At 35.9% G+C, this 12995-nt stretch carries 11 protein-coding genes; 8 read left to right on the top strand and 3 right to left on the bottom strand.

Features of this window, described 5'->3' with window-relative positions; translation table 11 throughout:
• Positions 1-36: 36 nt before the first annotated feature.
• Entirely contained in the window at positions 37-747 is a 711-nt protein-coding gene (gene cmoA / locus CINF_RS06600; protein WP_179974965.1) for a carboxy-S-adenosyl-L-methionine synthase CmoA, read from the top strand.
• 337 nt (positions 748-1084) lie between these two features.
• On the opposite strand, the gene purF is transcribed toward cmoA, so the two are convergent.
• The 3 genes from purF to gltX are packed head-to-tail and all read right to left on the bottom strand — an operon-like array spanning position 1085 to position 4578.
• Positions 1085-2422 (bottom strand): amidophosphoribosyltransferase, encoded by a 1338-nt coding sequence (purF, locus tag CINF_RS06595; protein ID WP_179974964.1) that lies wholly within the window; start codon positions 2420-2422, stop codon positions 1085-1087.
• 1 nt (position 2423) lies between these two features.
• Complete coding sequence (dapB, locus tag CINF_RS06590) at positions 2424-3182, bottom strand: 4-hydroxy-tetrahydrodipicolinate reductase (RefSeq protein WP_179974963.1); 759 nt, start codon at positions 3180-3182, stop codon at positions 2424-2426.
• Between the two features lie 10 nt (positions 3183-3192).
• A complete protein-coding gene (gltX, locus tag CINF_RS06585; protein WP_179974962.1) occupies positions 3193-4578 on the bottom strand; it encodes a glutamate--tRNA ligase in 1386 nt (461 codons plus the stop codon).
• Positions 4579-4644: 66 nt separating this feature from the next.
• Here gltX and CINF_RS06580 point away from each other — a divergent pair, with 66 nt between their 5' ends.
• The 7 genes from CINF_RS06580 to ftsA all read left to right on the top strand — a co-directional run bounded on the left by CINF_RS06580 (position 4645) and on the right by ftsA (position 12988).
• Positions 4645-5502: a peptidylprolyl isomerase gene (locus tag CINF_RS06580; RefSeq protein ID WP_179974961.1), complete on the top strand. Its 858-nt coding sequence runs from the start codon at positions 4645-4647 to the stop codon at positions 5500-5502.
• 2 nt (positions 5503-5504) lie between these two features.
• A complete protein-coding gene (gene moaA, locus CINF_RS06575; protein ID WP_179974960.1) occupies positions 5505-6464 on the top strand; it encodes a GTP 3',8-cyclase MoaA in 960 nt (319 codons plus the stop codon).
• A 161-nt stretch (positions 6465-6625) separates the two neighbouring features.
• Complete coding sequence (locus CINF_RS06570; RefSeq protein WP_179974959.1) at positions 6626-7003, top strand: c-type cytochrome; 378 nt, start codon at positions 6626-6628, stop codon at positions 7001-7003.
• 242 nt (positions 7004-7245) lie between these two features.
• Complete coding sequence (gene pdxA, locus CINF_RS06565; RefSeq protein ID WP_179974958.1) at positions 7246-8163, top strand: 4-hydroxythreonine-4-phosphate dehydrogenase; 918 nt, start codon at positions 7246-7248, stop codon at positions 8161-8163.
• 71 nt (positions 8164-8234) lie between these two features.
• On the top strand, positions 8235-9821 hold the full coding sequence (locus CINF_RS06560) for an inorganic phosphate transporter (protein WP_240156100.1): 1587 nt from the start codon (positions 8235-8237) through the stop codon (positions 9819-9821).
• A gap of 302 nt (positions 9822-10123) precedes the next feature.
• A complete protein-coding gene (locus CINF_RS06555) occupies positions 10124-11575 on the top strand; it encodes a peptidylprolyl isomerase (protein WP_179974957.1) in 1452 nt (483 codons plus the stop codon).
• A 9-nt stretch (positions 11576-11584) separates the two neighbouring features.
• Entirely contained in the window at positions 11585-12988 is a 1404-nt protein-coding gene (ftsA, locus tag CINF_RS06550; protein ID WP_178697027.1) for a cell division protein FtsA, read from the top strand.
• Positions 12989-12995 lie beyond the last annotated feature (7 nt).

Genomic DNA, 12995 nt, shown 5'->3' with positions numbered 1-12995 from the left:
TTATGCTAAAATCAATTAAAATTTTAAAGGCAAGTTATGAAAGATGAATTATTTTCTACTCCAAATAATGCGCCCTTTGAGTTTAGCCAAGCAGTTGCTAGCGTGTTTGATGATATGATTTCGCGCTCTGTGCCATATTATGATATTTCAAGCAAGATAATTTGCGAATTGCTGTGCGATTTGTTGCCGCAAAATGCGAGCGTGTGCGATATTGGCTGCTCTACTGCTAGCCTTTTATTATTTTTAGCACAAGCAAGAAGCGATTTGGTGCTTTGTGGGCTTGATTTAAGCGCGCCGATGATAGAACTAGCCAGCAAAAAAGCACAAGCTTATGGGGCAAAAATCGAGCTAATTTGTGCTGATGCGTCAAAATGCCAGCTCCAAAAATGCGATGCTTTTATTGTCAATTACACCTTACAATTTATTAGCACGCAAAATAGAGCTAGCTTTTTAGAGCGGATTTTTAGCGCATTAAATCCTGGCGGAATTTTAATTTTTAGCGAGAAGTTAATTTATGATGAAAGCACGCTAAATGCGAGTATAACGCGCCTTTATGAAAATTACAAACAAGCACAAGGTTATAGCAAAACTCAAATCGCTAATAAACGCAAGGCGCTTGAAAATGTCTTAGTGCCTTTTAGCGAGGCCAAAAACCGCGAACTTTTAATAAACGCAGGCTTTAAGAGCGTAGAATCCATATTCAAATGGGGCAATTTTGCTACATTTTTGGGAAGAAAATTTATTTAAGGTAAAAAAATGAATATTAAAAAAAATAATTTGTGAGTGATAAAATTAGACAAAACACCCATTAATCAAAACCATGTCTTTTAAAATTCGCAAATGTATATAGTAGCAAATAATTTTTAATTAAAATTTTTGCTTATTTTCATAGCAAAAATTGTGAGATAAATTTTATTTTCTAGTTTTGCTACGAGATTTAGGTTTAGCTTTTATAGATATTACAAATAAATAATTTTGGCTTAAAATTTTATTTTAAAGGCAAATTTTATCGATTTTTTCAAATATTAAGCCTAAATTTTAATTTTATAAATGCTAAATAAGCCATAAAATTTACAAAGCAAGGCTATTTGATAAAATAATCCCCATCAAAACTTACCAAAGAATATTCATTTTGCGCGCCCAGTGCCATTTTAAGCTCATCAATGCTTAAAAACTCCAAGCTATCGGCACCGATAAACTCGCAAACCTCATTAACATTTTTTTGCGCGCTAATTAGCTCTTCTTTTGTCGGGGTATCGATGCCGTAAATTTCAGGGAATTTTATCTCTGGGGCGGCGATTTTCATATGGATTTTGCTAGCTCCTGCTTGGCGCAACATTTCTACAATGCGCTTGCTAGTCGTGCCTCTAACGATGCTATCATCAATCACCACGACACTTTTGCCTTTTAGCACAGCGCTCATAGGATTTAATTTTAATTTTACTTTAAGGTTTCTTATTTCTTGGCTTGGCTCGATGAAAGTGCGCCCTACATAGTGATTTCGCACTATCGCCATCTCAAAATCAATCCCAGCGCTTTTAGCATAGCCAAGAGCAGCAGGTACGCCAGAATCAGGCACAGGGATTACTAAATCGGCCTTACAAGTTGATTTTTGCGCTAGCATTTGCCCTAATTTTTTGCGAATATCATAAACATTTTTGCCCTCAATTACGCTATCAGGCCTAGCAAAATAAATATATTCAAACGCGCAAATACGCGGTTTTGGCGTAAAAAGCTGAACGCTTTTGTATTCATCTTTGCCTTCGCTAAAAATTAACATCTCGCCAGGTCGCACATCGCGGATAAATTTTGCCCCAAGCAAATCAAAGGCACAAGTTTCGCTAGCTACGATATAGCCGCCGTTTTTTAGCCTGCCAAGACTTAAAGGGCGCACGCCATAAGGATCTCGCACCGCAAAAACTTTTGAACGACTTAAAATAAGCAAACAATAAGCGCCTTTAATATTTTCAAGTGCTTCAATTATGCGATCTGTTAGCGTGTTTTTCGTGCTTTTGGCTATTAAATGCAAGATATTTTCTGTGTCCATATTTGATTGAAAAATCGCGCCATCACGCACAAGCGCATTGCGAACCTCATTTTTGTTTATTAAATTGCCATTATGAACTATGCTAATCTCGCCTAAATCATACTTAGCAGCTACTGGCTGGGCATCATCGCCACTATTTTTGCCAGCTGTGGAGTAGCGATTGTGTCCTATTGCCATCGCGCCTTTTAGAGAGTTTAATTTTTCTTCATTAAAAACATCAGTTACCAAGCCTTTTTTCTTAATCGTGCTTATGTGATGCTCACAACTTGCGCTTATTCCGCTTGCTTCTTGGCCTCTATGCTGTAATGCAAACAAGCCATAATAAGCACTTTTAGCCGCGCTTTCTTGATTTATTATCCCTACTATCGCGCACATTTTATAATCCTAAACTATCATCTATGCTATATCTGCCTGGCTCTTTGTTGGCTAGCCAAATGGCTGCTTTTATCGCACCTTTTGCAAAAGTAGCCCTGCTTGTAGCGGTGTGATTTAGCTCTATAAATTCTCCATCATTATAAAAACCAACCCTATGCCTGCCCACAATATCTCCGCCCCTTAGGCTCATTACAGCAATCTCATCAGGTTTTCTTGCGCCTATTGCGCCATCTCGCCCACTTACCCTTACCTTATTTAAATCCAAATTTCTAGCTTGGGCTGCGCTTTGTGCTAAGCTTAAAGCTGTGCCACTTGGCGCATCGATTTTTTTGCGGTGATGCATTTCTACGATTTCTATATCAAAATCATTTAAAATTTTACTTGCAAGGCCTACTAAGCGATTAAGCACGGCCACGCCTAAACTCATATTTGTAGCTTGTAAAATAGGCATAGCCGCGCTTGCGTGTTTGATTAAAATTTGCGTGGCTTCATCTAGGCCTGTTGTGCCTATTACTAGCGGTTTTGGGTTTGTTCTAGCATAATTTAAAAGATCGCTAGCCCCAGCTGCAATGCTAAAATCAATCACCACATCGCTTTTATCAAAAAGCTCTTTTAGGCTAGTTGTAGCTTGTGCTAAATCGCTGATATTTTGTGCGTTTTTATCATAAGCTGCGCTTAAAACCGCGCCAGAGTTTGCTAAATTAGCGATAATCTCGCGCCCCATTTTACCGCCTGCTCCGTGTATGCCGATTTTTATCATTTTAATCCTTTTATGCGTTTTTTATAAAATTTGCTATGCGAGTTTTGATTTGGGCTTGGCCTAAAAATTCCATTATTTCAAAAATCCCAGGACTAACCGCCCCACCCGTTAATGCTATGCGGATATTTTGAGCTATATCTTTTAAGCTTTTATTATTGGCTTGTAAAAATTTCATTGTAAAGCTTTCAATCCCGCTAGCATCAAATGCGCCCTCATAAGAGCTAAGAGCATCTAAATATAATCTACAAAGTGCCTTGCTCTCGTCATTTACAAATTTTTTAAGGGCTTTTTCATCATAGTTTTTTGGCTCGTTTATGATTATAAAGGCTGAGCTTTTTAGCTCAACTAGCGTTTTAGCGCGCGCTCTAAGCATATCAAGTAGCATTTGACCCTTTGGCATAGCCCTAAAATCCATATCAAAATGCTCCAAAGCATCAGCTAAACGCTCAAAAGGCAAGGTTTTAATATAATGTGCGTTTAGCCATTCTAATTTGCTTAAATTATAAGTGCTAGCGCTTTTATTTATATCGTGTGGATCAAAAAGATTTATCATTTCATTTAGACTAAAAATTTCATCATCTCCATGCGACCAGCCAAGACGCACCAAAAAATTTAGCAAAGCCTCAGGCAAATAGCCCATATCTTTATACTCCATCACATCGGTTGCGCCGTGGCGTTTGCTTAATTTAGCACCATCAGAGCCGTTTATCATCGCCACATGAAAAAACTCAGGGATCTTAAAGTCAAGTGCTTCATAAAGCACAATTTGTTTTGGAGTGTTGCTTAAATGATCATCGCCACGCAAAATATGCGTAACACCCATTAGCGCATCATCTATTACCACGGTAAAATTATAAGTTGGCGTGCCATCACTTCGCGCGATTATAAAATCATCTAAAATATCATCGCAATTAAAACTAACCAAGCCCTTAATGCCATCTTTAAACTCAATCTTGCCTTCATTTGGCGCTTTTATGCGAATTACAGGCTCTATGCCAGCAGGCGGTGTGCCGTTAAAATCGCGATAACGCCCGTCATATCTTGGGCGCTGCTTTTTAGCTTCTTGGCTAGCGCGAAGCTCATCAAGTTCTACCTTGCTCATATAGCATTTATAGGCCTTGCCATTTTTTAATAATTCATCAATGTATTTTTTGTAAATTTCAAACCTTTGGCTTTGATAGGTTACTTCTCCATCGTAGTCTAATCCGCACCAGTTAAAGGCCTCGCGTATTGCTACTACGGCTTGTTGTGAGTTGCGTTTTAGGTCTGTATCTTCAATGCGAAGTAAAAATTTACCGCCCATTTTGCGAGCGTATAAATAATTATAAAGTGCGGTGCGAAGTCCGCCAACATGTAAAAAGCCAGTGGGGCTTGGGGCAAATCTAGTAGTAAGCATTTCTAGTCCATTTTTAAAATTTTTGGCTATAATTCTAGCTTTATTTTGTTTAAAAAGGTGTAATTTATGGTTAAAATGTTTAGAAATTTTAAAATTTACAAAATTTTAATTGCGCTTTTTTGCGTTTTTTTTCTTAGTGGCGCAAACGCCAAATACATAAATGGCATAAGCGCGATAATCGATGGCGAGATAATAACAGATTATGACATACAAAAACTAATTGATGCTTTAAAAATAAGCCCTAGCCAAGCTTTAAATATCTTAATCCGCCAAAAGCTAGAAGATGCGCAAATAAAAGCCATGGAGATAAATCCTAGCGAGATTGAAATAAACGCTCAAATGAGCCAAATAGGCGCGCATTCTGGCTTTAAGGATTGGAGCGATTTTGAACAAGCATTAAAAAATCAAGGCGTAAATATAAATGATTTTAGGGCGCAAGTAAAAAATAATATAGCCCTAGAAAAACTCTACTCCAACATAACAAACCGCCCAAACGCAAACATAACCCAAGAAAATGCGCGCAGATTTTACCAAAATAACAAAAGCTTATTTTCGCGTTTTATAAATGCTACTATCACGCAATATTCATCTCAAAATGCGCAAGATTTAGAAAATTTAAAGGCTAAAAAACCAAATAACGCCCTAAGCGCAAAAGCTCAAAAAATCTCAGCCACCAGCACAGATGCGCGCTTAGTCGAGCTTGTTGCTAATACAAAAATAGGCGATTTTACGCCAATTATCCCACAAGGCGGCTTTTATGTGATGTTTAAAATAAATGATAAAGATGGTATTTACACACCAAATTTTGAAGATATAGAAGAAAATGTGGCCCAAGCTATGATAGCTCAAGAAAAAGAAGCGATGATAGAAGATTATTTTAATAAACTTCGCGTAAGCGCAAACATTCAAATAATTAAAAGATAAAAATGCTAGTAGATGCACACGGGCGAATAATTGATTATTTGCGTATATCACTTACTAAAAAATGTAATTTTCGCTGTCAATACTGTATGCCAGAAAGTGGCATTAAAAGTCTTAGCCATAATGAAATTTTAAGCTATGAAGAGATGTTTGATTTTGTTAAAATTTGTATTGATAACGGGATTAAAAAAATCCGCATAACAGGCGGAGAACCCTTGGTGCGAAAAGATGCTCATAATTTTATAGCGATGATTTATAATTACGCGCCTTTTGTTGATTTGGCAATGACTACAAACGGATACTATCTAAAAAGCAAAGCACGCGTTTTAAAAGATGCAGGCTTAAAACGCATAAATATCTCCCTTGATACCCTAAGCCAGCAAAAATTTAAGCTAATTGCCCGCTATGATGGCCTTTTGCAAGTAAAAGAAGGTATAAATGAGGCTTGTAAATTAGGCTTTAAAGTAAAGCTAAACTCTGTTGTAATGCGCGGGATAAATGATGATGAATTGTTAGATTTATTAAAATTTGCCCAAGATATCAACGCGCAAATCCGTTTTATTGAATATATGGAAAACTCCCACGCTAGCAGCCAAATCAGCTCCATGCGCTCTGATGAAATTTTAAACCTAATATCCAAAACGCATAAAATCAAAGAAATTACCAAGAGCAAGCAAAGCCCAAGCAGACTTTTTGTGCTTGAAAATGGCTATATTTTTGGCTTGATAAATCCGCATAATTGCGATTTTTGCTCTACTTGTAATCGCATTAGATTAAGTAGTGAGGGCTTGTTGATACCTTGTTTGTATTTTGATGAAGGGCGTAGCATTTTAAAGGCGATGAAAAGCGGGGATTTAGCCAGCGCTAAGCAAATACTAACTGATGTTTTAGCAAATAAACCAGAAAAAAACAGATGGCAAGATGATGAAATTTCCACACGAGCCTTTTATGAAACAGGCGGGTAACTAAATAACTTTATAACAATAAATTAATAACTATTTTAAGCTTGTAATGAAAATTTTATTTTAATAATAGTTATGTTAATTCAAAAACTTTTAAGATACTTTTAATATAATTTTAAAATTTGAAATTTCAATGAAATTTTAATAATTTTTAGGATAAATATTTGTTAAAAATCAAATTTTTTATTTTTTTATTCATTAGCATAGCGTTTAGTTCTTGTGCGCAAAATGAAAAAAGCGAGCAAGAAATTTTACAAAGCAAAATAAATCATGGCAAGGCATTATATGCAAAAGATTGCATCGTCTGCCACGGCCAAAAAGCCGAAAAAGCCTATATGGGCGAGGTTCCGCCAATTAAGGATTTGGATTTTGCCGTAAGACTTGAAATGATGAAGCAGTATAAAAACGGTGGCTTAGGCGAAAAAGGCGCATACGGCCTAGCCAATGTAAAACAAGATGTAATGCTAAAATTAAGCCAAGATGATATGGAGCATATCAATTTATACATACAAACGCTAATTAGCGAAGAAAAAAATAAATAAAATTTTAATAAATTCTTACAATTTGTATAAAACCCTCAACGCAAATTTTAAAATTTATCTTTATTAAAATATAAAAAGCGAGTTTATTTGTAAAACTCTCAATGCAAATTTTACAATTTCACAAACAATCTTGCTAAGCTAGAATTATTAAAATTTGCTTAAAGCTCCAAAATCTTTATGATTGTTTAGAGCCGTTTAAGTTATATTGTGTTAGTATTTGTGAATTTTTTCAAAGAAGCTACATGAAAACCATCGCAATTAGTATCGGTGATATAAACGGCGTAGGGCTAGAAATCGCTATAAAAGCGCATTCTAAAATCAAATCTTTTTGTAATCCAATTTATTTTATAAATCAAAATTTGCTATTCCAAGGCGCACAAATTTTAAATGCCAATATCCCGGCTGATTTTAAAATTTATGAATGCGGGGAAAATTTTAAAATTCATCCAGGTAAAATTAGCAAAAAAAGTGGTAAATTTTCTTTTTTAAGCTTTAAAAATGCCCTAATATTCACAAAAAACGCCCAAGCAGATGCGCTAGTAACCCTACCAATAAATAAAAAATCCTGGCAAAAAGCTGGCATAAAATATGTAGGCCACACAGATGCTTTAAGCGATTTTTTCAAAAAACAAGCCATTATGATGTTAGGTTGCCAAGAGCTATTTTGCGCTTTATTTACCGATCATTTAGCATTAAAAAAAGTAAGCAAGCAAATAAAAAGTAAAGCTTTATTTAAGTTTTTGCTTGATTTTTATGCTTGCACTCAATTTAATAAAATCGGTGTTTTAGGCTTAAATCCACACGCTGGCGATAATGGCGTGCTAGGTTGTGAAGAAAAAGCCATCAAAAAAGCCATCAAAAAAGCAAATCATAATTTAAATAATAAAATTTTCATCGGCCCCTTAGTAGCTGATGCTGCCTTTAATGCAAACTCGCTCAAATCTTGCAATCATCTAGTAGCGATGTATCACGATCAAGGTCTAGCACCGCTAAAAGCCTTGTATTTTGATAAATCAATAAATGTAAGCTTAAATCTGCCAATAATCCGCACCAGCGTAGATCACGGCACGGCTTTTGATATAGCATACAAAGGCCTTGCTAGCACAAAAAGCTACGAAGAGGCCGTAAAATACGCAAATTTAATAGCAAATTCTAAATAAACCAAGCTTGGGGGCATTTATGTAAAGTATAAATAAATAATAAAGATAAATAAACAATACTTGGAGGATTCGTGTTTAGAGGAATTTTTGCTGGCAAAGATAATCTTTTTGCCTTGATATTTTTTATAATTTCAGTTTTTGCTTTTTTTATTTGGGGATATAATTATATTCCAAGCAATCATCTTTTACTTTTTATTTTAGCTAGTGTTTTTGGTATATTTATGGCCTTTAATATCGGTGGCAACGATGTAGCAAATAGTTTTGGTACTAGCGTGGGCGCTAAAACCCTTACCATTAAGCAGGCTTTAATAATCGCAGCTGTTTTTGAGCTAAGCGGTGCGATATTTGCTGGTGGCGAAGTAACTAGTACCATAAGAAGCGGGATTATTAGTTTATCAGATCAAAGCTCAGTACCACCTATGGCATTTGCTGGGGTTATGATGGGAGCGTTATTTAGTGCTGGTGCGTGGTTGTTTGTGGCTACAAAATTTGGTATGCCAGTATCTACTACCCATTCAATCGTAGGCGGTATAATAGGCGCTGGTATCACTATGGGAATGATACATTTTGGCACTTGGAGCGATACTGCTGGGCTAATAAAATGGAGCAAGGTTTTAGAAATAGTAGCTAGCTGGTTTATAAGCCCAGTAGCTGGCGGAATAATAGCTTATATGGTTTTTGGCTATGTAAAAACCAAAATCATCACGCCCTCTGTGCAATTACACGAAAAAGTAAAAACATTAAAAAAAGAGCGCAAAACATATAAAAATCAATATTTTAAAGAACTTAGCACAAAAAGTGAGGCCGAGCAACTCTCAGCCCTTAGAAAAGTAGCCGCGGCTGCTGAAGAAGATGACGAAGATGATATAACAAACACCGTTGCCGTGCGTAGCGAATACCGCGACCAGCTAAGAAGAATGAAAAAAAACGAGCGCAGTATTGATGTGCTAAAATATATGCGTATGAATATCCCAATCGTAGCAGCTTGTGGCGCGGCTGTGGTTTCAGCTAGTTTATTATTTAAGGGCTTAAAAAATTTAAAGCTTGATTTTAGCGTGGCTGAGACGCTTTGGATGATTTTTGTTATTTCAATTTGTGCTTATTTAATTAGCTTTGCAATTGTAAATATGATAAAAAAAGATAATCCTATAAAAGGCATAAATCGCGTATTTGGATGGTTTCAAATCTTTACAGCCTCAAGCTTTGCTTTTTCTCACGGCGCAAACGATATAGCAAACGCCGTAGGCCCTTTTGCGGCGATTTTAGATGTGCTAAAAACTAGCTCAATTAATTCTAGCTCGCCAGTGCCGTTTATCGCAATGGCCACCTTTGGCGTGGCTTTGGTTGTAGGGCTTTGGTTTTTGGGTAAAGAAGTAATTACCACAGTAGGCTCAAAACTCGCTCACATAGAGCCTACGACAGGTTTTAGCGCTGAGCTAGCAAGCTCTGTGGTGATTTTAGTAGCCACTCACATGGGCTTGCCTATTAGCTCTACGCATGTGCTAATTGGTGCTGTGCTTGGCATAGGATTATATAATAAAAGCGCGAATTGGTCCTTGCTTAAACCTATTGGGCTTGCTTGGGTTATTACCATACCAGCAGCTATGCTCGGTTCGGCGTTTTGTTATTGGATCTTGCATATGCTATTAATAGATTAAAATTTTAATTTTGCTAGGCTAGTAGAGTATTGTAAATCCGCTAGCCCGGCTTATTACTTAGCTTATAAATAAAATTACAATAAAATATTTTGCCCTTAAAGCTAATTAAAATTTTAAAATTTCTGGCTTTTTGCGGATAAATTTTAATAATTTCTAGCTCTTTTTTAAGAAAATTTAACTTTTTATGTGAAAGTTTGTGAAATTCTTTAAAATTTTTCACATTTTAGCGTTAAAAAACATAGAAATTTTAGCCTCTTTTAAAGAATATTGCGGTAAAATCTCGCATTTTTTTAAGGTTATAAATGATTACTTGGATGCAAAAACACAAAAAATATCTAGTTGTTACTATTTGGGTTAGCACGATAGCCTTTGTTGGCGCTGGATTCGTGGGCTGGGGAGCTTATGATTTTAATAAATCCCGTGCTACTTCAATAGCAAAAGTCGGCGACATAGATATATCTTATCAGCGTTTTGAGCAAACCTATGCCAAGCTTTTTAATTATTATTCTCAGCTAAGCCAAAGACAATTAAGCCAAGAAGAAGCAGAGCAATTAGGCTTAGTAAATATCGCCACGCAAAGCCTAATAGATCAAGCTTTGCTTTTAAATTATGCTAAGGATTTGGGGTTAGATATAAGTGATGAAGAGCTTATAAGCGAGCTAATCAAAACACCTAATTTTCAAAAAGATGGCACCTTTGATACAAAAACCTATCAAAGCACCCTACAAAGATTAAAAATCACCCCAAAAGAATACGAAAACGAATTAAAAGATAATTTGCTAGCACAAAAACTTCTTTCTACCCTAGGACTAAAAGCCGACACCCTAGCACAAGAGCTATTAAATGCCGATATATCAATGAGCGATACAATAAAAGCCAAAGTAATTTTAGCCACACTGCCAAAAATCAGCGATGATGAAATAAAACAAAGCTGGGATAAAAATAAAGATCTATATTTATCTAGCCAAAAATACGAGCTAAACACGCATTTTATCCCAGTAGCAAAAGATGAAAAAATCGATGAAAACGCGCTAAAAGCATATTATGATGAAAACCGCGCTGATTATAAAGATGGTAGCGATAAAATTATGCCTTTTGAAGAAGCAAAAAGTGCTGTAATGGCTGATTTAGCCTTTAAAAACGCCAAAAAAGGCGCGCTTGAAGAGTATTTAAAAATTAAAAAAGGCGACAAAAACGCTAGTGAAATTTTAATAATAGACAGCGCCAACACAAATGATTTTCCACTCGATGAGTTAAAAGACGCAAAAGAAGGCGAAGTGCTAAAACCATTTACTTATAAAAATGGATATTTAATAGCCAAAATAGCCAAAATCATCGCCCCGCAACCAAAAAGCTACGAAGAAGCAAAGGCCGATGTTTTAAGCGCATTGCAACTCAAAAAAATGCGTGAAAATTTACAAGCAAATGCCAAGGCGAGCCTAGAAAAAAAAGAAGAATTAAAACAAAAGATTAAAATTTCAAAAGATAGCGATGAAAATATTTTAGGTTTAAGCCAAGAAGAAAGCATAGAGTTTATCAGCAAGGTTTTTGCCAGCACTGATAAAAGTGGTTATATTTTGCTAAATGATAAGGCTGTGGTTTATGAAATTATCGAGCAAAACTTATTTACGCCAAATAAGCAATTTGCTAGTTTATTAGCCAGCAATGCAGCTAATATCAAAAAATCTCAGTTAGAACAAGGCTTAATCTTAGCCTTACAAAAACAATACATTATTAAAAAATATTATAAATAAAGGTTGAAAGTGTCGGCTAAAATTTTAGGTATAGATGTCGGATCTGTTAAAATTTGCGCTGCGATAGCAGAATTAAATAATTCAGGCGGTGTGAAAATAATCGCCATTAGCTCTTGCGAATCAAAAGGGCTAAAAAAAGGCTCCATCACAAATATAGAATTAGCAGCAAACTCCATAAAATCCGCAGTAGATGATGTAGTGCGCATCGCTGGAACAAATTATGATCGCGTAATAGTTTCACTTAGTGGCAAAGATATACAAAACATAGAAGCCAATAACGCTATAAATATGCCAGAAAAAGAAGTAAATTTGGCTCAAATTTCACGCTTGCTTGAAGATGTGGAGTATAGGGTTAAAATTCCTAGCGAGTATGAAATAATCCACACCTTGCCGTATAATTTTAAACTTGATGAGCAAGAAAACATAGAAGATCCACTTGGTATGAATGGCAATAGACTCGAAGTAGATACTCACATCATAGCAGCCCAACGCTCATCTGTGATAAATCTACGCAAGGCAGTAGAAAAAGCAGGCTTAAAGGCTGATAATATCGTCTTAGCAGCCTATGCCTCGGCAATTGCTACACTAAATGAAGATGAAAAATCCCTTGGCGCTGCGCTAATAGATATGGGTGGGGCAACTTGCAATATGATAGTTCATGCTGGAAATTCTATGCGCTATGCTGATTTTTTGGGCGTTGGCTCAGTTTCTATTACTAATGATATATCAGCTATTATCCACACGCCTATTTCAAAAGCAGAAGATGTTAAGCTAAAACTAGGCGATATTAAAAGACAAGGCTTAGAAAAGGTGTTATTGCCAGATATAGGCGATGAGGATGAATTGCGTCAAACAGATGTTAATATCATAGCTGAGGTGGTTTTTGCTAGGGTAAATGAAACCCTTTTATTACTAGCTGAAATGCTAAATAATTCAGGCTATGCCCATCTTTGTGGCGCAGGCGTGGTATTAACCGGCGGTATGACAAAGCTTGAAGGACTTAGAGAACTAGCTACTTTAATATTTAATAATATGTCAGTGCGCATAGCCAAACCAATTGATATAGAAGGATTAGATAATGATTATAAAGACCCAGCATATTCATGTGCCATAGGTTTATGCTTATATGGCGCTGGAAAATTTACACCATATGAAAAAGACAGCGAACACAAAATGCGCTATAAAGGCGAACCGCCAATTATTGGCAAAAGCACTGGCTTAGCGAGTGTGCAAGATTTAGATAGGACAAATGCTTCAAATTTTAATGCACAAAACAATCAACTGCCAATATCCGCAAATGGTGAATTAGGCATAAAACTTGAAGGCGATTCAACAAATCAAAAAGTATTTAAACCTAGGATAAAAATCAATCCTTTGGTTAAAGTAATTAATTATTTTAAAAATTTATTTTAAGGGGTTA

This window comes from Candidatus Campylobacter infans, from assembly GCF_013416015.1.
Classification (GTDB): Bacteria; Campylobacterota; Campylobacteria; order Campylobacterales; family Campylobacteraceae; genus Campylobacter; species Campylobacter infans.
The sequence above is the reverse complement of the archived record's forward strand: the minus strand, read 5'-3'. Positions and strand labels throughout refer to the sequence as shown.

Excerpts from the sequence above, each read along its gene's own strand:
- cmoA (WP_179974965.1), top strand. The coding sequence starts at position 37 with ATGAAAGATGAATTATTTTCTACTCCAAATAATGCGCCCTTTGAGTTT.
- purF (WP_179974964.1), bottom strand. The coding sequence starts at position 2,422 with ATGTGCGCGATAGTAGGGATAATAAATCAAGAAAGCGCGGCTAAAAGT.
- moaA (WP_179974960.1), top strand. The coding sequence starts at position 5,505 with ATGCTAGTAGATGCACACGGGCGAATAATTGATTATTTGCGTATATCA.
- CINF_RS06580 (WP_179974961.1), top strand. The coding sequence starts at position 4,645 with ATGGTTAAAATGTTTAGAAATTTTAAAATTTACAAAATTTTAATTGCG.
- dapB (WP_179974963.1), bottom strand. The coding sequence starts at position 3,182 with ATGATAAAAATCGGCATACACGGAGCAGGCGGTAAAATGGGGCGCGAG.
- pdxA (WP_179974958.1), top strand. The coding sequence starts at position 7,246 with ATGAAAACCATCGCAATTAGTATCGGTGATATAAACGGCGTAGGGCTA.
- gltX (WP_179974962.1), bottom strand. The coding sequence starts at position 4,578 with ATGCTTACTACTAGATTTGCCCCAAGCCCCACTGGCTTTTTACATGTT.
- CINF_RS06555 (WP_179974957.1), top strand. The coding sequence starts at position 10,124 with ATGATTACTTGGATGCAAAAACACAAAAAATATCTAGTTGTTACTATT.